Origin of the sequence: Microbacterium dextranolyticum (assembly GCF_016907295.1) — a bacterium.
GTDB lineage: Bacteria > Actinomycetota > Actinomycetes > Actinomycetales > Microbacteriaceae > Microbacterium > Microbacterium dextranolyticum.
Genome location: NZ_JAFBBR010000001.1, coordinates 2,972,051 through 2,992,127, shown reverse-complemented (window position 1 = coordinate 2,992,127; position 20,077 = coordinate 2,972,051). Strand labels below are relative to the sequence as shown.

The following is a 20,077-nucleotide window of genomic DNA, read 5'->3' as shown; positions in this document are numbered from 1 at the left end:
TCTCGCGGAACGATCCGACGACACGAGTGAGGAGTATGACGTTGTCGACAACAGTTCCCCCCACCGAGGCGGTGATCCTCGAAGAGGAGGGTCCCGAGAGCAGCCCGCGCGGCGGCTCCGGGTGGGGATACCTGGGCTCGAAGCTGGGCGGGGCTGCCATCAGCCTCGTCATGGTGATCCTGCTCGGCTTCTTCGCCTTCAAGATCCTTCCCGGTGACCCCGTCGCACGCATCGCGCGCGAGCGCCAGATGTCCGCCGAGCAGATAGCCCAGCTGCGTGAGCAGCTCGGTCTCGACAAGCCGCTCCTGCAGCAGTTCTGGGACTATCTGGGCAACGTCTTCACCCTGAACTTCGGTGAGAGCTACGTCTACAAGACGTCGGTGTCGAGCCTCATCGGTCAGTACTTCTGGAACACGATCCTGCTCACGGGCACCTCGGCGGTCATCGCGATCGCCCTGGGGCTGTGGCTCGGCCAGCGCGCCGGATGGCGCCACGGAAGCATGTTCGACAGGGTGACCTCCGGTATCTCGCTGGTCCTGTGGTCGGTACCGACCTTCTGGCTCGCGCTGCTGCTGCTCATGGTGTTCGGCGGCACGCTGCACTGGTTCCCGACCGGCGGCATGACCTCGCCCGACCCGCCCGGTGGCTTCGCCGACGTGCTGGACGTCCTCTCGCACATGGTCCTGCCGGTGCTGACGATGGTCGCCGTCGTCTACGCGCAGTACGTCATGGTGATGCGGGCCTCGGTGATCGAGGAGATGAACGCCGACTACATCACCACCGCTCGCGCCAAGGGCCTGCGCGACGATCTCGTGCGTACCCGCCACGTCGTGCCCAACGCTCTCCTCCCCGCTGTCACCCTGGTGTTCATGCACATCGGCGGGCTCATCGCGGGCGCGGTCACGGTCGAGGCCGTGTTCTCGTGGCCGGGCCTCGGCAAACTGACCTTCGAGGCGATCAGCGGGCCCGACCTGCCGCTTCTGCAGGGGACGTTCGTCGTCTTCTCGGCGATCATCATCGTGATGAATCTGCTCGCCGATCTCGTCTACCGCCAGCTCGACCCGAGAGTGAGGCGCTCATGAGCACCGCCGCGACCTCCATCCGCTCCCCTCTGGCCATGGCGTGGCAGCGCCGCGGGCGTGCCTTCGCGCAGTTCTGCCGTGAGTTCTCCCACGAACGTGCCGGAATGGTCGGCCTGGTCTTCCTCCTGGTCATCGTCGTCCTCGCGCTGCTCGCCCCCCTGCTGGCACCCGCGTCGATGCTCGACGTGACGCAGGTGATCGACAACCCGCGCTTCGCGCCGCCGTCATGGGAGCATCCGCTCGGCACGGACCATCAGGGGCGTGAGCTCTGGGTCCGCATGCTGTGGGGTGCCCGGGTCTCGCTGCTGGTCGGCTTCGCGGCGACGGCCATGTCGATGATCCTCGGAACGATCGTGGGTCTGGCCGCCGGTCACTTCCGGGGATGGGCCGGCGGGGCGCTCATGCGCGTCATCGACTTCTTCCTCGTGCTTCCCTCGCTGATCCTCGCGATCGTGCTGGCCTCGGTGCTCAGTCGGGGCGTCTGGACGATCGTGATCGCGATCGGTCTGACGTCGTGGGCCGGCACGGCGCGTGTCGTGCGTGCTCAGACGCTGTCGGTGGAGGCGCGCGACTATGTCGAGCGCTCCCGCGTGCTGGGAGCCGGGCACGGGCACATCATCGTGAAGCACCTGCTGCCGGCGGTGCTCCCGCTCGTGCTGGCGAACACGACGCTCACGGTGGGCTCGGCGATCATCGCGGAATCCACCCTCTCCTTCCTCGGGCTCGGTGACACCACGCAGCAGTCGTGGGGCGCCGTGCTGAAGAACTCGATGGATGTCTCGGCCGCCACGAGCGGGTACTGGTGGTACGTCGTCGTCCCCGGCCTCGCGATCGTGCTGGTCGTGCTCGCCTTCACTCTCGTCGGCCGTGCCGTGGAGACCATCGTCAACCCCACCCTGAGGAGTCGGTGACCGATGCCTGATCTCGTGTTCGACGATGTCTCGATCACCTACCGCACGTCGGGGCGAAACGACCGGGGCGAGGTGCCCGCTGTCCGCGGTGTCTCGCTGACGCTGCCCGCCGGAGGCACGCTCGGCATCGCCGGCGAGTCCGGTTCGGGCAAGTCCACGCTCGCCATGAGCGTGCTGCGCCTGCTGCCGAAGTCCGCGCGTCTGGACGGGCGCGTCCTCATCGGTGACACGGATGTCGCCGAGCTCAGCTTCGGGCGGCTGCGCGCCGTTCGCTGGGCGGAGGCATCCATCATCTTCCAGGGCGCGATGCACTCGCTGAACCCCGTGCGCACGGTGGGGCAGCAGATCATCGAGGCGCTCGAGCTGCACGTCGCCGAGAAGTGGAAGACGGAGAAGGCGCGCAAGGCCCGCGTCGGCGAGCTGCTGCACGCCGTCGACCTCCCGGCGGCGAAGGCCGATGCGTACCCGCACGAGCTGTCGGGCGGTCAGAAGCAACGCATCATGATCGCGATGGCCCTCGCGTGCGAGCCCGACATCGTGGTCGCCGACGAGCCGACGACGGCGCTCGACGTCATCGTGCAGAAGCAGATCCTCGACATGATCGGACGCCTCGTCACCGAGCGGGGCATCTCGCTCCTCATGATCAGCCACGACCTCTCTGTGCTCGCGAGCGTCTGCGAGCGCATCGCCGTGATGCGCGGCGGAGAGCTGGTCGAGGTCGGCGAGTCGGTCATGATCTGCACGGCGCCGAACCACCCGTACACGCAGCAGCTCGCGGCGGCGTTCCCCGAAATCGGGGATCCGGCATCCCGCATGAACCCGGCCACGAACCGGGCGCCCGTCGACATCGATCCGGAGACCGTCCACGAGTACGTACCCGGCGAGGCCGATGTCGTCATGGAGGCGAAGGACCTCACCGTGACCTACCGTGCGCGCGGTACGTGGCTGAGGGCCGTCCGCGGCGTCGACCTGACGGTGCACCGCGGCGAGATCGTCGCGCTGGTCGGTCAGTCGGGATCGGGCAAGAGCACGCTCGCCCGTACCCTCGTGGGACTCCAGCAGCCCGATGCCGGATCGACCGTCCGCTTCCGCGGTACCGACCTGCCCCGGCGGGGCGCGTCGCTGCGCGCGTTCCGGCACGACGTGCAGATGGTGCTGCAGGACCCGTCGGCCGCCCTCAACCCCAAACTCAGCGTCTACGAGTCGGTCGCCGAGGGTCTGCGCGTGCAGCACTATCGCGGCGACGAGCGCGAACGGGTGCTGCAGGCGCTGACGGACGCAGAGCTCACCCCGCCGGAGAAGTACGTCAACGCGATCCCGCAGGAGCTCTCCGGAGGTCAGCGCCAGCGCGTGGTGATCGCGGGGGCGCTCGCCGTCGGCCCGCAGCTGCTCGTCGCCGACGAACCGGTCGCCTCGCTGGATGCCTCGGCGCGCGGCGAGATCCTCTCGCTGCTGCTGTCGCTGCGTCGCAGGCTCGGGCTGTCGGCCCTCGTCATCACGCACGACCTGGGACTCGCATGGAACATCGCCGACACCGTCGCCGTGATGTACGAGGGCGAGATCGTCGAGTACGGGCCGACCGAGCAGGTGCTCCTCTCGCCACAGCATCCGTACACCCGCACGCTCCTGTCGGCCGTCGCGGCGATCGAGCCGCGGGCGTGAGCGCGTTGCCGGGCGGCATCGACCGCCATGCCTATCTCGACGTCGCCCCCCTCCAGCCCGGCGATCGCGTCGCGATGATCACTCCGTCGGGTCCGGGCCGCGCGGACCGGGTGGCACAGGCCATCCGTCACTACCGCGACTGGGGACTGGACGTGACGCTCGGGGCGCACGTGCTCGAGCCGCATCCGCCGCGCGCTCCCTACCTCGCCGGAGCGGATGCGGGGCGGCGCAGCGATCTCGTCGAGGCCTGGCTCGATCCCGAGATCGCCGCCGTCGTCAGCCTGGGCGGCGGATACGGCGCCATGCGATTGCTCGACGAGATCGATTGGGTGCAGATGGCGGCGGCGGCGATTCGCCCTGACGGACGTCCGAAGCTGCTGACCGGATCGTCCGACATCACGGCTCTGCACGAGGCCTTCCGCTTCCACATCGGGGGACCGACGCTGTTCTGCCCCATGGCGGGGAACCAGGTGTTCCTCGATTCGGAGATCATCCGCCGGGATGTGCACCGCTGGCTGTTCGAGCCCTGGCGCGGCGGGCGCATCGCGGGGCCTCGCACGGCGGTCCTTGCGCCGGGGACGGCGCGCGGACGGATCACCGGAGGCTGTCTCGCGCTGCTGACCGGAAGCCTCGGCTCACCGGAGTCGCTCGGGGCCGACCACGACGGCATCCTCATCCTCGAAGACGTCGCCGAGGAGATCTATCGTCTCGACGGCTTCCTGCTCGCCCTGGAGCGCTCCGGTCGGCTCGATGCGGCGACCGCCGTCGCCCTCGGTTCGTGGCAGGAGTGCACGCCGGTCGAGGGTCTCCGCCCGCTCATGGACGAGTTCTTCGGCGCGCGCGGGATCCCCGTGCTCTGGGAGGTCGGGTTCGGCCATGACCCGAACGCGATCAGTGTGCCCCTGAACGTCGATGGTCTTCTCATCGCCGACGCGGACGATCCGCGGATCGAGGTCACCGGCCCGCGCGGCTCGGAGCAGGCGCCGTGAGCGGCATCGCGCTGCCCGTGTTGGATGATCGCGTCCGATGGTCGATCCGCGTCGAGGATGCCCGTTCCGGCGAGATCCTGGCCGAGCACACCCCGCACGTCGTGTGCGAGACGGCGAGCGTCGGCAAGGTGTTCCTGCTCATCGAGGTCGCATCGCGCCTGGCATCCGGCGCGCTCTCACCCGACCAGCCCGTCGATATCCCCGACGAGCACCGGGTGGCCGACTCCGGGCTTCTCTACCTCATGCGCGATCAGCGGCTCGGCGTCGCCGATCTCGCCCTGCTCGTCGGCGCCGTCAGCGACAACCTCGCCACGAACGCGCTGATCTCGTTGTGCGGGTTGGGCGCGGTGCGCGCCGTCGCCACGGACCTCGGCTATCGCGACACCACTCTTCTCGACTACATCCGCAACGAACGGCTGGAGGGGATGCCGTGGACGCCGTCGCACGGCACCGGGGCGGAGCTGAGCGATCTGATGCGGCGTCTCGGCGCCGGCGACGTCATTTCGCCGGACGTCAGTGCGCAGGTGCTCGCGTGGCTCGGCGTCGACACCGACACCTCGATGGTCGCCTCCGCATTTCTCCTCGACCCGCTGGCGCACCTCGACCCGGAGTACCAGCGCGTCGTGTTGCGCCACAAGACCGGCACGACCGAGGTGACCCGGGTCGACGTCGGACACGTGAGCGCGGATGCCGGCGCGGTGGCCTACGCCGTCTGCGCGAACTGGCGCGGAATCGACGAGGACCTGAGGGCGCCCGTGCTCGACGCCATGGCCGCCATCGGGGAGTCGATCCGGGCGTATGCGACCGGGTTGCCGCGTGACGCCGGGACGGTGTCGTGAGCGTCGTCATCGAACGGCGCGATGCGGTCTCCGGGATGGGATGGACCGTGCTGCGCGGCGCCCGCGCCGATGTCATGCGGGCGCTCGGGGCCGAGCACGCAGCGCTCATCGAGGCGCAACGTGCCGACTCCGATGGCGGGTGGAGCGCGAACGTGCGCCGGTCGCGGGGCGTCGCCGCCGAGAGATTCGCGGCCGTCGCCGACTCGACCCGCGCGGCATTGCCGGTCGAATCGCAGGAACTCGACTGGATCGCCGAAGGCGCGGACATCGCGCCCGACGAACTGTGGGCGCAGAACCTGCGCGGTGACCTGGGACGCGACGGCACCGGCTGCAGCGACCTGTCGCTGTTGCACGGCGCATCCGTCGTGCTCGGCCACAACGAAGACGGCGATGCCGGCCTGCGCGGTCTCCTGCGTCTGGTGACCCTCGATATCGAGGGCGACCCGTCGATCACCGTCGTCTGGTACCCGGGCATGCTCCCGTCGAACTCGTTCGTCACCACCTCTGCCGGCCTGTCGTTCGGGATGGACCACGTTCCGGTGCGCGTCGCCGACCTGCGCGGATGCGGTCGGCATCTCGTCGCCCGCCATGCGCAGCGCCAGCACTCGGGCGCTCAGGCCCGCGACGCACTCACCCGATTCGGGTGCGCAGGCGGATTCGCCTTCGACGTCGCCGACGCCGAGGCAGGGCGCGTCGACCTCATCGAGAATGCGGCGGGTGTGCGCGCCATGCAGGAGGGCGGCGTCATCCGACACACGAATCACCTGCGCGTCGTCGACGGTGCCCGCGGTGATCTCGCCGTCGCCGCCGATGACGAATGGCTGGCCGAGAGCCGCGCGCGGCTCGCGGTGCTCTCGGACGTCTCGCGGAATGCGGCAGATGCCGACGCCGTATGGGGCGCGCTGCGCGCCGACGGTGTGCGCAACCTCCGCGACGATCTGTTCACGCTGGCGACGGCGATGGTCGACACCGGCGCCGACCTCGTCACCGTGCAGGCCGAGGGCGAACCGTGGCGGGGGAGCCTCGGCGCCTTCGCCAGAGGCGAGCGGGTGGACGCATGAGCGCGTTCGCGCCGTTCGAGGAACTCGAATCGAGATTCGAGGGCCTCGTCGTCTCTGCGCTCGCCGTCGACCTGGACGCCGCGGACGCAGACACAGGCGGAACGGTGTTCTCGCACCGTCCGGACGCGGCACTCGATACCGCGAGCGTCGGCAAGATCTTCCTTCTGCATCGCCTGCTGACCGAGGTCGACGAGGGAACGCGCTCTCTCGAGGAGCGGGTCACGCGGCGCCCCGTCGAGTGGATGGACAACTCGGGTCTCTGGTACCTGCTGCAGGCTGACGAGCTCTCGCTCTACGACGTCGCCGCGCTGATCGGCGCCGTCAGCGACAACGCGGCCACCAACACGCTGGCGCGCGTCATCGGGTTGCCCCTGGTGCAGGAGCACACGCGCCGCCTCGGCTACGAGGCATCCGCGCTCGACGACGTCGTGCGCTGGCCGCTTCCGCCTGGGGCACCCCGCACACTGTCGCACGCGACGGCACGCGAGCTGGTCAGGTTCGTGACCCGCACGGCGCGGGCCGAGGATCTGTCGCCGGCGTCGGCCGACACTCTGCAGCGCTGGCTCGGAGCGGGCATGGACCTGTCGATGGTCGCCTCCGCGTTCGGCCTCGATCCGCTCGCGCACTACTACTTCGACCGCGACGTGTGGCTGTGGAACAAGACCGGCACGATTTCGACGGTGCGCGCCGATACGGGCCTCGTCATGTCGCCGGAACGGCGGATCGCGTACGCGGTGCTCGTCAACTGGCCCTCGGGCATCCCTGCGCGCGACGCTGCGCTCGCCGCGATGCGCGCAGCGGGCGACACGCTGCGGAAGCACCTCGCTCTCTGACGCGGTGCGGGGCGCGGACCGTCCGGGTCGCCCGGATAGAATCGAGGGTCGATACCGAGGAGCCGCCCGACATGACTGACCCGTCCGCCGCGTCCCCCGTCTCTGCCGACGCAGAAGACGACGTCATCGAGCAGAAGGCGGTCCGGCTGAGCAAGCGCGACCGTCTGCTCGCGGAGCGGACGGATGCCGCCGGGGGCCCGTACCCCGTGGCCGTCCCCGTCACCGACACGATCGCCGAGCTCCGGGCTCGCTACGCCGACCTCGACGCCGGCGCCGAGACCGGCGTCACGGCATCGGTCGCCGGACGCGTGGTGTTCAGCCGCAACACCGGCAAGCTCTGCTTCGCCTCGCTGCAGTCCGGCGACGGCGCCCGCATCCAGGCGATGGTCTCGCTCGCCGAGGTCGGTGACGAGTCTCTGCAGGCCTGGAAGGACCTCGTCGATCTGGGCGACCACGTCTCGGTGACCGGTCAGGTCATCTCGAGCCGTCGGGGCGAGCTGTCGATCATGGTGAGCGCCTGGGCGATCGCCGCCAAGGCGCTGCTGCCGCTGCCGAACCTGCACAGCGAGCTGAGCGAGGAGAGTCGCGTGCGTTCGCGCTTCCTCGACCTGATCGTGCGCGACCAGGCCCGCGAGACGGTCATCGCCCGGGCGAGAGTCAACGCGTCGCTGCGCCAGACCTTCGCCGGTCACGACTTCCTCGAGGTCGAGACGCCCATGCTGCAGGTGCAGCACGGCGGTGCCGCGGCGCGCCCGTTCGTCACGCGCTCGAACGCGTTCGACGCGGAGCTGTTCCTGCGCATCGCGCCCGAGCTCTTCCTCAAGCGCGCCGTCGTCGGGGGCATCGACCGGGTGTTCGAGATCAACCGCAACTTCCGCAACGAGGGCGCCGACTCGACCCACAGCCCCGAGTTCGCGATGCTCGAGGCCTACCAGGCCTACACCGATTACCACGGCATCGCCGACCTCACGCAGGAGCTCATCCAGAACGCCGCGGTCGCGGTCTCCGGATCGACCACCGTCACGTGGGCTGACGGCACCGAGTTCGACCTCGGCGGACAGTGGGACCGCATCTCGATGTACGAATCGCTGTCGGAGGCATCCGGCCACCGCATCACCCCGCGCACGCCGCTCGACCAGCTGAAGGACCTCGCCTCCGACTCCGGCATCGAGGTGCCCGAGAAGGTCGCGACGCACGGCAAGTACGTCGAGGAGCTGTGGGAGCACTTCGTCAAGGGCGGCCTCACGCGTCCGACGTTCGTCATGGACTTCCCGCTCGACACGTCGCCCCTCGTGCGCGAGCACCGGTCGATCCCCGGCGTCGTCGAGAAGTGGGATCTGTACGTCCGCGGGTTCGAGCTGGCCACCGGCTACTCGGAGCTCGTCGACCCGGTCATCCAGCGCGAGCGCTTCGTCGAGCAGGCGAAGCTCGCCGCACGCGGTGACGACGAGGCGATGCGCGTCGACGAGGAGTTCCTGCGCGCGCTCGAGCACGGCATGCCGCCCACAGGTGGCATGGGAATGGGCATCGACCGCTTGCTGATGGCCATCACCGGGCTCGGCATCCGCGAGACGATCCTGTTCCCCCTCGTGAAGTAGCGGCCGCGCGTGGCGTTCTCGCTGTGGCTCACGCTGCTGGCGGCGTGCGTCGTGATCAGTTTCACGCCGGGCGCCGGTGCCATCAACACGATGGGCAACTCGCTCACGCACGGGTTCCGGCGGGCGATCTGGGGCATCCTCGGGCAGCAGGCGGCACTCGTCGTGCTGATCGCGATCGTCGCCGCCGGGGTCGGCGTGCTCGTCGCGTCGTCGCCGGTGCTGTTCGCGATCATCCGTTACGCCGGCGCCGCGTATCTCGCGTACCTCGGCATCCGGCTGATTCTGCAGCGGCCGGTTGTCGTTACTGAGCCGGCCTCGGACCCGCGCGCGGATCTTGCGCCCGAGATGGCGGGCGCCGAGGAAACCACGGCGACCACCGCAGGCCCCGGCGTCGTCATGGAGTCGCGCTGGTCGATGTTCCGGCGCGGGCTATGGGTGAACCTCCTGAACCCGAAGGCGATCGTCTTCTTCCTGGCGTTCCTGCCGCAGTTCATCCGTCCCGGCGAGCCGCTGCTGTCGCAGTACGTCGCGGTGGCTGTCACCGTCGTCGCGGTCGACATCGCCGTCATGTGGGGCTTCTTCGCTCTCGCGGCCCAGGGGTTCCGGCGCTTCACCCGCACGGCCCGCGGCCAGCGCGTGATCGATCGGGTGTTCGGCGCCCTGTTCCTCGCCGTGGCCGTTCTGCTCGCATTCCTGCACTGACGTTTCACCGCGAGGCCGAGCGCGCTCAGTGCTGTCGGAACGCCCAGTCGGGCAGGTGGCCGGCGCGCACGAACGAGCGCACGATGTCGGCGAGCCCGTGGCGGCGGTCGATCGCGAGGGCGAGCGTCGTATACCGGTCGGCATGCGACGAGCGACCCAGCGCCCACGACAGCCACCCGCACAGGGCGAGCGGCCCCGGGCGCTGCTTCTTCGGGACGAGCGCCGCCACCTCGCGCACGATCGCGAGCGCCGCCTCGAGACGCTCCGCGTCGGGTCGCGGCCCTTCGCCCCACATCACCGACGCCAGATCGGCGGGGTACTCCGCGCCATCCTCCCAGCGCCGCTGCGCGTCCATCGCGACGTCGCCGCCGTTCTGATCGGTCGCCCACTGCACGAGGGCGATGTCGCGCAGCGACGGCCGCGAGAGGCACCAGCCGAGCATCGCCGCGCGCATGGGCGACGGGCCCGGATGCCACGACAGGGCATCCTCGAACAGCGTCGGCAGGTCGTCGAGCTCGCACGCCGCCTCGAGTGCCGCCGGGTCGATCCGCGACGCCGCCCCCGACATGGACGGGATGCCGCAGATGACCTCCAGTGCCGATGCGAGTGAGGCGAAGGCCTGGGCCACGGCGCGCCGCGCAGACGCCTCGACGCGGGGGAGAGTCGCCCCCGACGCCTGATCGCCGTCGGCGGTGATTCCCGCGCTCGCGAGCTGCCGCGCGGTCGTGTCGTGCACGCGGAGGTCGTCGAGGGCGCGTCCGCCGGGCGGCAGCGCGGGGTCTTCATGCGACCCCCACCCGTCGCGGGCCACGGTCAGCGCATCGACGAGGCGCAACCCGCAGGCATCCGCCCGCACGGCGAGAGCCGCGACGAGCGTGGCGCCGGGAAGGGCCGGAGGCCCGTCGCCGTCGGGAGAGCGTCCGATCGGGGCATCCGTGTACACGACGGCGGCCAGCGCATCGACGTCGGCGATGCGGCAGAGCATGCCGATCGCAGCGCTCGCGACGCCGTCGGCCAGATCGTCGGATGGCAGATCGAGGCGCATGGCGCCCAGACTGCGACTACCGGACATCGGCACGAGCACGAGGCTGCGGTTCGGGGTGCAGCCGAGCAGGCGCGGCACGAGAGCGAGGAACTGTGCCGCATCGGCGGCCTTGACGGTGATCGACATGGGCACGAGCGTGCCCGGCCAGGCGATCGTGTCGTGGCCTGCGGGGCGCGATTGTGGAAGCCGAATCGTCGCCTTGTGGATAACGTCCGTACGATGGATGCCATGGACTCGTATTGGGCTGCCGTCGCCTGGTCACTGCTGCCCACCGTGGTCGTTCTCGGGCTCTTCGTCTTCGTCGTGCGGGCGATCCTGCGGATGGACCGCTCCGAGCGTCGCGCATACTCACGGGTCGAGGCGGAAGAGCGCGCCAAGCGCGGACTGCCGCCGGTGGACGGCGAACGACGCACCGTCTGAGGCTGACGGTACGCTGAACCGAGCCGACCAGCGCAGGGGGATTCGTGGAGCAGACCGGGTGGGCCCTCGCCTGGGTCATCGTTGTTTTCATCTTCGACGTGACGGTGCGCATCCTCGCCATCATCTTCGTGCCGCGCAATCGGCGCCCCACTGCGGCGATGGCCTGGCTGCTGGCGATCTACTTCATCCCCATCGTCGGCGTGCTGCTGTTCCTGCTGATCGGGAACCCGCGTCTTCCCCGCAAGCGCCGCCGCGAGCAGGAGGTCATCAACGAGACCATCCGCCAGATGAGCCGGGGCCTCGACCTCGGCACGCTCCGCCCCGGGGCGCCGCACTGGTTCCGCGCCGTCGTGCGTCTCAACCGCAATCTGGGGGCCATGCCGATCTCGGGCGACAACGGGGCGACCCTCATCTCGGGCTACCAGGACTCGATCGACGCCATGGCCGAGGCCATCCGCGGGGCCACCCGCTACGTGCACGTCGAGTTCTACATCCTGCAGGCGGATGCCACGACCGAGACCTTCTTCGCCGCCATGGAAGAGGTGGCGGCGCGGGGCGTGAAGGTCCGGGTGCTCCTGGACCACTGGGCCAACCGTGGCAAGCCGTTCTACAAGCAGACGCTGCGTCGCCTCGACGCCATGGGCGCGGACTGGCACCTGATGCTGCCCGTGCAACCCTTCCGCGGTGCGTACACCCGGCCCGACCTCCGCAACCACCGCAAGCTTCTCGTGGTCGACGGCGTCGTCGGATTCACGGGCTCGCAGAACGTCACCGACTCGACCTACAACCTGCCGAAGAACATCCGTCGTGGCCTGCATTGGGTCGACATGATGACCCGCGTGGACGGGCCCGTCGTGGCATCCATCAACGCGGTCTTCCTCAGCGACTGGTACAGCGAGACCGACGAGATCGTCGAAGACCTCGAAGTCTTCGACGTGCGGCCGGGAACGGGCGACCTGGACTGCCAGATCATCCCGTCGGGCCCCGGGTTCGAGTTCCAGAACAACCTCAAGCTGTTCATGTCGCTGCTATTCGCCGCGCGCGAGAAGCTCATCATCGTCTCGCCCTACTTCGTGCCCGACGAGGGCCTGCTGCTCGCGATCCAGACCGCGTGCCAGCGCGGCGTGCACGTCGAACTGTTCGTCTCGGAAGAGGGCGACCAGGCCATGGTCTACCACGCGCAGCGCAGCTACTACGAGGCGCTGCTGCGCGGCGGCGTGAAGATCTTCATGTACAAGAAGCCCTACATCCTGCACTCGAAGTCGATGTCGATCGACGACGAGGTCGCGGTGATCGGCTCGAGCAACATGGACATGCGCTCGTTCGGTCTCAACCTCGAGATCTCGCTGCTGGTGCGAGGCGAGGAGTACGTACGTCAGCTGCGCGCGGTCGAGGACGAGTACCGATCTCTCAGCCGCGAGCTCACGCTCGAGGAGTGGATGAAGCAGCCACTGCGCTCGACCGTGCTCGACAACATCGCCCGGCTCACGTCGTCGTTGCAATGAGACGAACCGGGCGGGCGCGACACTGCCATGGTGGGGCCCGTGCTGTCGGCGCCCTCGGGGTGGGATGTCGCTCCGGTTCGAAGGCGCCGATTCGTGGGGCGGATGCCGACGCACCCGCACCTCGACGCTTCCGACGCTCGGCCACCCGCACCGCACTCGACCGCACAGCAAGGATGACCTCATGAACACCGCACGTCGCACCGCTTCGCTTCTCACCCTGGTCGCTGCGGGTGTTCTCGCGCTCGCCGGGTGCGCCACGACCGCCTCTCCGGCGGGGTCGGGTTCGCCCGTCGCGTCCGAGGCGGGGCCCGTGCAGGTCGAAGCAGGATGGCTCGACGGCGGCCGTCAGATCGCCCTGGTCACGTGGGGGTCATCCACCTGCGTGCCGATGGCGTCCGACGTCGCGCTGCAGCCCGACGGCTCGCTCGCCGTCACTCTCGACGACGGACCCGCCGACCGTGTCTGCACGGCCGACCTCGCGCCGCGCGCGACCCTCGTCGGCGTGCCCGAGGGTGTGGACCCGGCGAAGGGTGTCGACCTCGTCATCACAGGAGGCCAGGGCCACCGCGGTCAGGCAACACTCACGGGGATCGCCGGCGCGGTGGCGGGCGAGGCGACCGACTACGCGCCGAGCGCCGGGTGGGTGGGTGGCGACCTGATCGCGATCCTCACGTGGGGGTCGTCGACGTGCGCCCCGGTGGTGCAGGATGCCGTGGCATCCACCCCGACGACCGTCGCTGTGACCTTCGCGACCCCCGCCGAGAATAGGCCGTGCACGATGGACATGGCTCCGCGTGTCGCCCTCGCCAGCGTCGCGGGCGTCGAACGCGCCGGCGCGAGCGTCGTGCTGAGCGGCGGAGACGCGCAGTTCGCGACCCCGGTCACGGTGCCCGTCCTCGGCTGAGCGCGACCCGCCCGCGGGTGCGACCCGGGCTGTGGCGCCTGGGCTGTGGCGCCTGGGTCGTGGTGCCTGGGTTCAGAGGCGCCGAATTGCGGGTGCGGAGGCATCCGACCCGCGCATCGGCGCCTTCGAGACCTCGACCGGTGAGCCCACGGGTGCAGGCTCCCTCCCCCCGAGTTCGGAGGCGCCCAGTTGTGGGTGTGGCCGCGTCGGACCCGCGAATCGGCGCCGCCGAGCGGGGGCGCTCCGCGGCATCCTTTCCTCCACAACGAGGCGATCACGCGAGAAGCCCCCGAATGCTGTGGAAAGTCGGATGCCACGGCGCGCAACACTCCACGCTGGCACCATGAATCGCGGACCTCTCCCGGCATCTTTGGGCGCTGCGTTCTCTGTGCGCACCGCCTACGCGGCGGGCGTCACGCCATCGCGCGTGCGTGCACGTGACCTCGACCGACCGTTCCACGGAGTGCGCAGCCTCGAGCGGGAGCAGCAGCGCACCCCGGAGGGGCGACTTCTCGCGCGGGTCATGCAGTATGCGCCGAGAATGACGGAGCACGAATTCTTCAGCCATGGCGCCGCCGCGGTGCTGTGGGGGATGCCGCTGCCCCTGCACGTCGTCGATTCCGGTGGCCTCGACGTGTGCGTCTTCGCGCCCCGCCGAGGCCCGGCGGGCGTGGGTGTGACGGGCCATACGGTGCGACCTGCGCTCGCCGAGGTGATGCCGCATCCGCGCACCGGGGTCGCCGTGACGACGCCCGCGACGACCGTGGCGATGCTCGCTTCGGTGCTGCGGCATCCGTACGACCTCGTCGCGGTGGCGGATGCCGCTGCACGCGAGCCCCTCCACGCCACGGATCCTCCTGCCCTTGCGACGGTCGATCTTCTCGTGGAGGCGCTGGATGCGGGCCGGCGCATCGGTCGCGATCGGCTGAGGCTCGCGATTCCGCGGGTGAGCACGCGTTCGCGATCACGGGCCGAGACGTGGCTGCGGCTGACGATCATCGACGCGGGCCTGCCCATGCCCGAGGTGAACGTCGACGTCGTCGAGGGTGGCCGGTGGCTTGCCCAGGTGGATCTCGCGTTCCCTCGGGCGCGCGTCGCGCTCGAGTACGAGGGCGAGCATCACCTCACCGATCCGGCGCAGTGGGCGCTCGATATCGCGCGCATGGACCGTCTCGTCGACGCAGGTTGGCGCGTGATCCGGGTGACGAAGGCGGACGTCTTCCGCGACCCGCGCGCCCTGATCGCGCGCGTGGGTCGTGCGCTGGGGGCCGCGGCGCGGTGAGGCCGTGGGCGGCCGTTCGGAGGCGCCGATGTGCGGATGCCGGGGCATCCGACCCGCGATTCGGCGCCTCCGGACGGAAGGAAGAGGGCGTTCACGACCTTGAGCAGGGTGAGCCCCTGAAGAGAGGGGAGGGGGTAACGCGAGGGCCGAAGCCTCAGTCGGCGCGCACGAGCAGCTCGCCGACCTCGCAGTCGAGCGCTCGGCAGACGGCCGACAGCGTCGAGTAGCGGATCGCGCGTGCGCGGTCGTTCTTGAGGATCGACAGGTTGACGACCGAGACGCCGACGAGTTCGGACAGTCGGGTGAGGGTCATCCCGCGCTCGATCAGGAGGTCATCGAGCCGGCAGTGGATGCCGGCGGACTCTTCGTCCTCCGCGGCCGGACTCATACGAGGCCTTCCGTGTCGCGGCGGAGGTGCCCTCCGTGACGGAACATGGCGGCCAGGGCGGCGAGGCCGAGTCCTGCCGCGAGCGGCCACAGAGCGATCTCGACGTTGGATCCGGGTTGAGGCAGCCAGGTGGACATGCTGGAGTCCGGGAAGACGGGGATGTCGGGGTAGTTTGCTCCGGACCACCGCAGGAGCTCGGCCGCGGCTGCGGTGCCGGCGAGGTCACCCGACAGCTGTGCGACGATCCCGCCGAGCGCCACAATGACGGCGGTCACCGTGGTGAACCGCGAGAGGAGCGGCGTGAACGGCTCTCCGCGCTGCAAGCGGGAAGCGGCGATTGCGACGAGCGCGGCAATGGCGCCGGGGATAAGGCACCAGAGCGCCTGGCTGAGAGCCCATGCGCTGCGGGCACCGAACGAAAGGCCGGTCAGCGTCACCTGCGCGTTGGTGAAGCCGCCTTGCTCGCGGACCGCCGTGGTTCCCTCGTAGGTCGCCCCTGCCGGAAGAGTCGGCCAGAAGGTCTGCACCGGGATCGTGATCTGCACCGACGGCGCCAGCAGAATGGTGAGGACCAGATAGACGGCCGCTGCGGCTGCCACGGTGGCCCAGATCCCGCCGACCCAGCCGGCGAGCCGGACGACCGCGGACCTCCTTTCGATCCCGGCGTTGCGGATGTTACTCGGCGTGGAGTCCTTCCTCGCGCGCGGCGAGAGCGCGATCGCCGCGACCAGCACGATCACCCCGATCGCGCCGAGTGCGGTGACGAGCAAACCGATGACATCCACAGGTTCTCCCTATCGTTAATCGTTGTTATCGATAAACGATATGCAGCACGCTGCTGAGGGGCAAGAGGTGCATCGTGTGCGGGTTCGAAGGCGCCGAGTTGCGGATGCCGTGGCATCCGCGCCACAAATCGACGCCTCCCAACATGAACACGCCTCGGAACGTGAAGGCGCCTCCGAACATGAACACGCCCCCGAACCTGAAGGCGACCCCGAACGTGAAGGCGACTCCCGGACGCGAACGCGCCGCCGAACACAGAGGCGAGTGACGGCCGAGGGCGTCACATGCGGTCATCACGCCGCCAGCGAACACGGGCATATGCGGATGCCCTGCTCGTTAGCCTCTACGTAGGTGCCAGAAGACTGGGTACCCGGAGGAGCCAGACATGTTCGAGAGATTCACGGACCGTGCCCGTCGTGTGGTCGTCCTCGCCCAAGAAGAGGCGAAGATGCTCAACCACAACTACATCGGCACCGAGCACATCCTGCTCGGTCTCATCCACGAGGGCGAGGGCGTCGCCGCCAAGGCGCTCGAGAGCCTGGGGATCTCGCTGGACGCCGTCCGCGAGCAGGTCCAGGACATCATCGGCCAGGGGCAGCAGCAGCCGACCGGCCACATCCCCTTCACCCCGCGCGCCAAGAAGGTGCTCGAGCTGAGCCTGCGCGAAGCGCTGCAGCTGGGCCACAACTACATCGGCACCGAGCACATCTTGCTCGGCCTCATCCGCGAGGGCGAGGGCGTCGCCGCCCAGGTGCTCGTCAAGCTCGGCGCCGACCTGAACAAGGTGCGTCAGCAGGTCATCCAGCTGCTCTCGGGCTACCAGGGCAAGGAGCCCGCGGGTGTCGCCGCCGGTGCCGGCGAGCAGAACCAGCAGGGCGCCCAGGGCGGCTCGGCGGTGCTCGACCAGTTCGGCCGCAACCTCACGCAGGCCGCGCGCGACAACAAGCTCGACCCGGTGATCGGGCGCGAGAAGGAGATCGAGCGCGTGATGCAGATCCTGTCGCGCCGCTCGAAGAACAACCCCGTCCTCATCGGCGAGCCCGGCGTCGGCAAGACCGCCGTCGTCGAGGGCCTCGCGCAGGCGATCGTCAAGAACGACGTGCCCGAGACGCTGAAGGACAAGCAGGTCTACTCGCTCGACCTCGGTTCGCTCATCGCCGGTTCCCGCTACCGCGGCGACTTCGAGGAGCGCCTGAAGAAGGTCACCAAGGAGATCCGTACCCGCGGCGACATCATCGTCTTCATCGATGAGATCCACACCCTCGTGGGTGCGGGTGCCGCCGAGGGCGCGATCGACGCGGCATCCATCCTCAAGCCCCTCCTCGCCCGCGGCGAGCTGCAGACGATCGGTGCGACGACCCTCGACGAGTACCGCAAGCACTTCGAGAAGGATGCCGCGCTCGAGCGCCGCTTCCAGCCGATTCAGGTCGCCGAGCCGAGCCTCCCCCACGCGATCAACATCCTGAAGGGTCTGCGCGACCGCTACGAGGCACACCACAAGGTGCAGATCACCGACGGCGCGATCGTCGCGGCGGCGAACCTCGCCGACCGCTACATCGCCGACCGGTTCCTGCCCGACAAGGCGATCGACCTGATCGATGAGGCCGGCGCCCGCCTGCGCCTGTCGATCCTGTCCTCCCCGCCGGAGCTCCGCGAATTCGACGAGAAGATCGCCAAAGTCCGCGAAGACAAGGAACTCGCCAGCGAGGAGCAGGACTTCGAGAAGGCCGCGTCGCTCCGCGACGAGGAGAAGTCCCTGCTCGCCGAGCGTCTGCGTCTCGAGAAGCAGTGGCGCAGCGGCGACGTCGCCACCCACGCGGTCGTCGACGAGGGTCTGATCGCCGAAGTGCTGGCGCAGGCCACGGGCATCCCGGTCTTCAAGCTCACCGAGGAGGAGACCAGCCGCCTCGTCTTCATGGAGAAGGCGTTGCACCAGCGTGTCATCGGCCAGGAAGAGGCCATCGCGGCGCTCAGCCGCACCATCCGTCGCCAGCGCGCCGGCCTCAAGGACCCGAAGCGTCCCTCGGGTTCGTTCATCTTCGCCGGCCCCACGGGCGTAGGAAAGACCGAGCTCGCCAAGGCGCTCGCCGAGTTCCTCTTCGACGACGAGGGCGCACTGATCTCGCTCGACATGAGCGAGTTCGGTGAGAAGCACACCGTCTCGCGGCTGTTCGGTGCCCCTCCCGGGTTCGTCGGCTTCGAAGAGGGCGGCCAGCTCACCGAGAAGGTGCGCCGCAAGCCGTTCTCGGTGGTGCTGTTCGACGAGATCGAGAAGGCCCACCCCGACATCTTCAACTCGCTGCTGCAGATCCTCGAAGAGGGTCGCCTGACCGACGGTCAGGGCCGCGTCGTCGACTTCAAGAACACGGTCATCATCATGACCACCAACCTCGGTTCGTCGGCGATCGCCGGCGGCCCGGTCGGGTTCCAGGTCGAGGGCAACGCGCAGACCACCTACGAGCGGATGAAGGGCAAGGTCGACGAAGAGCTCAAGCGTCACTTCAAGCCCGAGTTCCTCAACCGCGTCGACGACGTCATCGTCTTCCCGCAGCTGAACAAGGCCGAGCTGCGCCAGATCGTCGGCCTGTTCACGAAGCGTCTCAGCGAGCGTCTCCTCGACCGCGACATGACGGTCGAGCTGACGGATGCCGCGAAGGACCGCCTCATCGAGATCGGGTTCGACCCCACGCTCGGTGCGCGCCCGCTGCGCCGCGCCATGCAGCGCGAGGTCGAGGACCAGCTCTCCGAGCGCATCCTGCACGGCGAGCTGAACCCCGGCGACCACGTGAAGGTCGACGCCGAGAACGGAAAGTTCCTGTTCGAGCTCGGTCCGCGCGGCGAGAAGGTCGCGGTCGGCATCGGTGCGGCGGGGGCCATCGAGGCCACCCCGGACATCGTGGCCGGCGGCTGAGCCGAGCCACACGCACGAATAAAGGGGGGTGGATGCCTGCAGGCATCCACCCCCCTTCGCTCACCCCGAGGCGCCGTACGCGGCGCCTCGGCAGGTCACGCCTCCGTGGTCCCCGGGCGCAGCGACGCGACGAACTCGAGTTTGTCGAGCACGGCCGGCGGGATCACGAACGGGTAGAGGTCTCCTTCGCCCATCGACCGGTTCACGAGGTTGAGCGCGGTCGACAGCGGGATCCACACGTCGGCGACGAACGCGGCGAAGCTCGGGTAGCCGATGATGTCGGTGGCGGGCAGGAGGCCTGTGGCGACCACGGTCTCGACCGTGTCGCAGATGTGCAGGTAGTGCGCCCAGGTCTCCGCGAAGTCCTCGTACGGGTGCATCGTCGCGTACGCCGAGATGAACCTCTGCTGCCAGCCGGCCGGCGCGCCCTCGGCGTAGTGGCGCTGGACGGCCTCGTCGTAGTCGGCGCTCTCGTCGCCGAACAGCTCGCGCGCCCGCGCGAGTCGCGTCGGGTCGGACTCGACGAGACGCCACTCGATGTAGTGACCGACCTCGTGGCGGAAGTGCCCCAGCATGGTGCGGTAGGGCTCCGCGAGCTCGTGGCGGATCTTCTCGCGGTGCGAGTCGTCGCCCTCGGCCAGATCGATCGTCACGATGCCGTCGGAATGGCCGATGATGACGGGGGCGTGCACCGACGACAGCACGTCGAACGCGAGACCGGCGGCGGGGTCGGCCGACTTCGGCACGACGTCGAAGCCGAGAGAGTCCAACTCGGCGACCAGATGGCGCTTGGCGCGCTCGGCCACGGGGAACGCGGCCATCCCTGCGGCGTCGTCGTCGGCGGGGCGCGTGCGGGTCAGGTCGCAGGCCGCGCATTGCCCGCCTGCCAGCGGGGCGAGCCACGTGCACCCCGAGAGCCCGAGGTTGCGGCAGACGTGCCACACCCACCCCTCGTCATCGACGTAGACGCCCGACGCGTCGACGGGGACGATCGCGCGCTCGCTGCGCGCATAGCCGAGCGGAGTGCCGCACGACACGCACACGGAGTTCTCGAAGTAGAGGACGTTTCCGCAGACGCGGCAGGAGTAGGCCTTCACCCGCCCAGCATGTCATCGTCCGCGTGCCGGGCGTCGGGCCTTGACAGCCGGCCGTCGCGGACTGC

Annotated in this window: 18 protein-coding genes; 14 read left to right on the top strand and 4 right to left on the bottom strand. The window is 69.4% G+C overall.

Annotated elements, in window-relative coordinates:
* Positions 1–41 precede the first annotated feature (41 nt).
* From JOE64_RS13620 to JOE64_RS13580, 9 genes are all read left to right on the top strand, one after another.
* A complete protein-coding gene (locus JOE64_RS13620; protein ID WP_239531783.1) occupies positions 42–1,082 on the top strand; it encodes an ABC transporter permease in 1,041 nt (346 codons plus the stop codon).
* Positions 1,079–1,993: an ABC transporter permease gene (locus JOE64_RS13615; RefSeq protein ID WP_204964741.1), complete on the top strand. Its 915-nt coding sequence runs from the start codon at positions 1,079–1,081 to the stop codon at positions 1,991–1,993. The genes JOE64_RS13620 and JOE64_RS13615 overlap by 4 nt, the downstream gene beginning before the upstream one ends.
* Before the next feature lie 3 nt (positions 1,994–1,996).
* Positions 1,997–3,655: a nickel ABC transporter ATP-binding protein NikE gene (gene nikE / locus JOE64_RS13610; RefSeq protein ID WP_204964740.1), complete on the top strand. Its 1,659-nt coding sequence runs from the start codon at positions 1,997–1,999 to the stop codon at positions 3,653–3,655.
* Positions 3,652–4,644, top strand: a complete 993-nt coding sequence (locus JOE64_RS13605) for a S66 peptidase family protein (RefSeq protein ID WP_271202495.1) — start codon at positions 3,652–3,654, stop codon at positions 4,642–4,644. Before nikE ends, JOE64_RS13605 begins: the two co-directional genes overlap by 4 nt.
* The gene (locus JOE64_RS13600; RefSeq protein ID WP_271202494.1) at positions 4,641–5,483 is read left to right on the top strand and encodes a serine hydrolase; all 843 of its coding nucleotides are present in this window, start codon (positions 4,641–4,643) and stop codon (positions 5,481–5,483) included. The genes JOE64_RS13605 and JOE64_RS13600 overlap by 4 nt, the downstream gene beginning before the upstream one ends.
* The gene (locus JOE64_RS13595; protein WP_204964739.1) at positions 5,480–6,544 is read left to right on the top strand and encodes a C45 family autoproteolytic acyltransferase/hydrolase; all 1,065 of its coding nucleotides are present in this window, start codon (positions 5,480–5,482) and stop codon (positions 6,542–6,544) included. Before JOE64_RS13600 ends, JOE64_RS13595 begins: the two co-directional genes overlap by 4 nt.
* Positions 6,541–7,377, top strand: a complete 837-nt coding sequence (locus tag JOE64_RS13590; protein ID WP_204964738.1) for a serine hydrolase — start codon at positions 6,541–6,543, stop codon at positions 7,375–7,377. The genes JOE64_RS13595 and JOE64_RS13590 overlap by 4 nt, the downstream gene beginning before the upstream one ends.
* Before the next feature lie 71 nt (positions 7,378–7,448).
* A complete protein-coding gene (gene lysS / locus JOE64_RS13585) occupies positions 7,449–8,975 on the top strand; it encodes a lysine--tRNA ligase (RefSeq protein ID WP_204964737.1) in 1,527 nt (508 codons plus the stop codon).
* 9 nt (positions 8,976–8,984) lie between these two features.
* The gene (locus JOE64_RS13580) at positions 8,985–9,677 is read left to right on the top strand and encodes a LysE family transporter (RefSeq protein ID WP_204964736.1); all 693 of its coding nucleotides are present in this window, start codon (positions 8,985–8,987) and stop codon (positions 9,675–9,677) included.
* Between the two features lie 25 nt (positions 9,678–9,702).
* Here JOE64_RS13580 and JOE64_RS13575 read toward each other — a convergent pair whose 3' ends face one another.
* On the bottom strand, positions 9,703–10,848 hold the full coding sequence (locus tag JOE64_RS13575; protein WP_204964735.1) for a DUF4192 family protein: 1,146 nt from the start codon (positions 10,846–10,848) through the stop codon (positions 9,703–9,705).
* A gap of 102 nt (positions 10,849–10,950) precedes the next feature.
* Between JOE64_RS13575 and JOE64_RS13570 the strand changes: the two genes are divergently transcribed.
* The 4 genes from JOE64_RS13570 to JOE64_RS13555 all read left to right on the top strand — a co-directional run bounded on the left by JOE64_RS13570 (position 10,951) and on the right by JOE64_RS13555 (position 14,833).
* On the top strand, positions 10,951–11,142 hold the full coding sequence (locus JOE64_RS13570; RefSeq protein WP_204964734.1) for a hypothetical protein: 192 nt from the start codon (positions 10,951–10,953) through the stop codon (positions 11,140–11,142).
* A 44-nt stretch (positions 11,143–11,186) separates the two neighbouring features.
* On the top strand, positions 11,187–12,647 hold the full coding sequence (cls, locus tag JOE64_RS13565; protein ID WP_204964733.1) for a cardiolipin synthase: 1,461 nt from the start codon (positions 11,187–11,189) through the stop codon (positions 12,645–12,647).
* Positions 12,648–12,828: 181 nt separating this feature from the next.
* A complete protein-coding gene (locus JOE64_RS13560; protein ID WP_204964732.1) occupies positions 12,829–13,551 on the top strand; it encodes a hypothetical protein in 723 nt (240 codons plus the stop codon).
* A gap of 541 nt (positions 13,552–14,092) precedes the next feature.
* A complete protein-coding gene (locus JOE64_RS13555) occupies positions 14,093–14,833 on the top strand; it encodes an endonuclease domain-containing protein (protein WP_239531782.1) in 741 nt (246 codons plus the stop codon).
* A 154-nt stretch (positions 14,834–14,987) separates the two neighbouring features.
* Here the strand turns inward: JOE64_RS13555 and JOE64_RS13550 are convergent, their stop codons facing one another.
* Complete coding sequence (locus JOE64_RS13550) at positions 14,988–15,221, bottom strand: helix-turn-helix domain-containing protein (protein WP_204964730.1); 234 nt, start codon at positions 15,219–15,221, stop codon at positions 14,988–14,990.
* Positions 15,218–16,006 carry a hypothetical protein gene (locus JOE64_RS13545; protein WP_204964729.1) on the bottom strand — a complete coding sequence of 263 codons (789 nt, stop codon included), beginning with the start codon at positions 16,004–16,006 and terminating at the stop codon, positions 15,218–15,220. Before JOE64_RS13545 ends, JOE64_RS13550 begins: the two co-directional genes overlap by 4 nt.
* A 383-nt stretch (positions 16,007–16,389) precedes the next feature.
* Here JOE64_RS13545 and JOE64_RS13540 point away from each other — a divergent pair, with 383 nt between their 5' ends.
* Entirely contained in the window at positions 16,390–18,915 is a 2,526-nt protein-coding gene (locus JOE64_RS13540; RefSeq protein WP_204964728.1) for an ATP-dependent Clp protease ATP-binding subunit, read from the top strand.
* 95 nt (positions 18,916–19,010) lie between these two features.
* On the opposite strand, the gene JOE64_RS13535 is transcribed toward JOE64_RS13540, so the two are convergent.
* Entirely contained in the window at positions 19,011–20,012 is a 1,002-nt protein-coding gene (locus JOE64_RS13535; RefSeq protein WP_204964727.1) for a zinc-binding metallopeptidase family protein, read from the bottom strand.
* Positions 20,013–20,077 lie beyond the last annotated feature (65 nt).

What these genes read in the sequence shown, in the direction of transcription:
- JOE64_RS13615 (WP_204964741.1), top strand. Translation starts at nt 1,079, where the DNA reads ATGAGCACCGCCGCGACCTCCATCCGCTCCCCTCTGGCCATGGCGTGG.
- nikE (WP_204964740.1), top strand. Translation starts at nt 1,997, where the DNA reads ATGCCTGATCTCGTGTTCGACGATGTCTCGATCACCTACCGCACGTCG.
- JOE64_RS13590 (WP_204964738.1), top strand. Translation starts at nt 6,541, where the DNA reads ATGAGCGCGTTCGCGCCGTTCGAGGAACTCGAATCGAGATTCGAGGGC.
- lysS (WP_204964737.1), top strand. Translation starts at nt 7,449, where the DNA reads ATGACTGACCCGTCCGCCGCGTCCCCCGTCTCTGCCGACGCAGAAGAC.
- JOE64_RS13575 (WP_204964735.1), bottom strand. Translation starts at nt 10,848, where the DNA reads ATGTCGATCACCGTCAAGGCCGCCGATGCGGCACAGTTCCTCGCTCTC.
- JOE64_RS13570 (WP_204964734.1), top strand. Translation starts at nt 10,951, where the DNA reads ATGGACTCGTATTGGGCTGCCGTCGCCTGGTCACTGCTGCCCACCGTG.
- JOE64_RS13560 (WP_204964732.1), top strand. Translation starts at nt 12,829, where the DNA reads ATGAACACCGCACGTCGCACCGCTTCGCTTCTCACCCTGGTCGCTGCG.
- JOE64_RS13555 (WP_239531782.1), top strand. Translation starts at nt 14,093, where the DNA reads ATGACGGAGCACGAATTCTTCAGCCATGGCGCCGCCGCGGTGCTGTGG.
- JOE64_RS13550 (WP_204964730.1), bottom strand. Translation starts at nt 15,221, where the DNA reads ATGAGTCCGGCCGCGGAGGACGAAGAGTCCGCCGGCATCCACTGCCGG.
- JOE64_RS13540 (WP_204964728.1), top strand. Translation starts at nt 16,390, where the DNA reads ATGTTCGAGAGATTCACGGACCGTGCCCGTCGTGTGGTCGTCCTCGCC.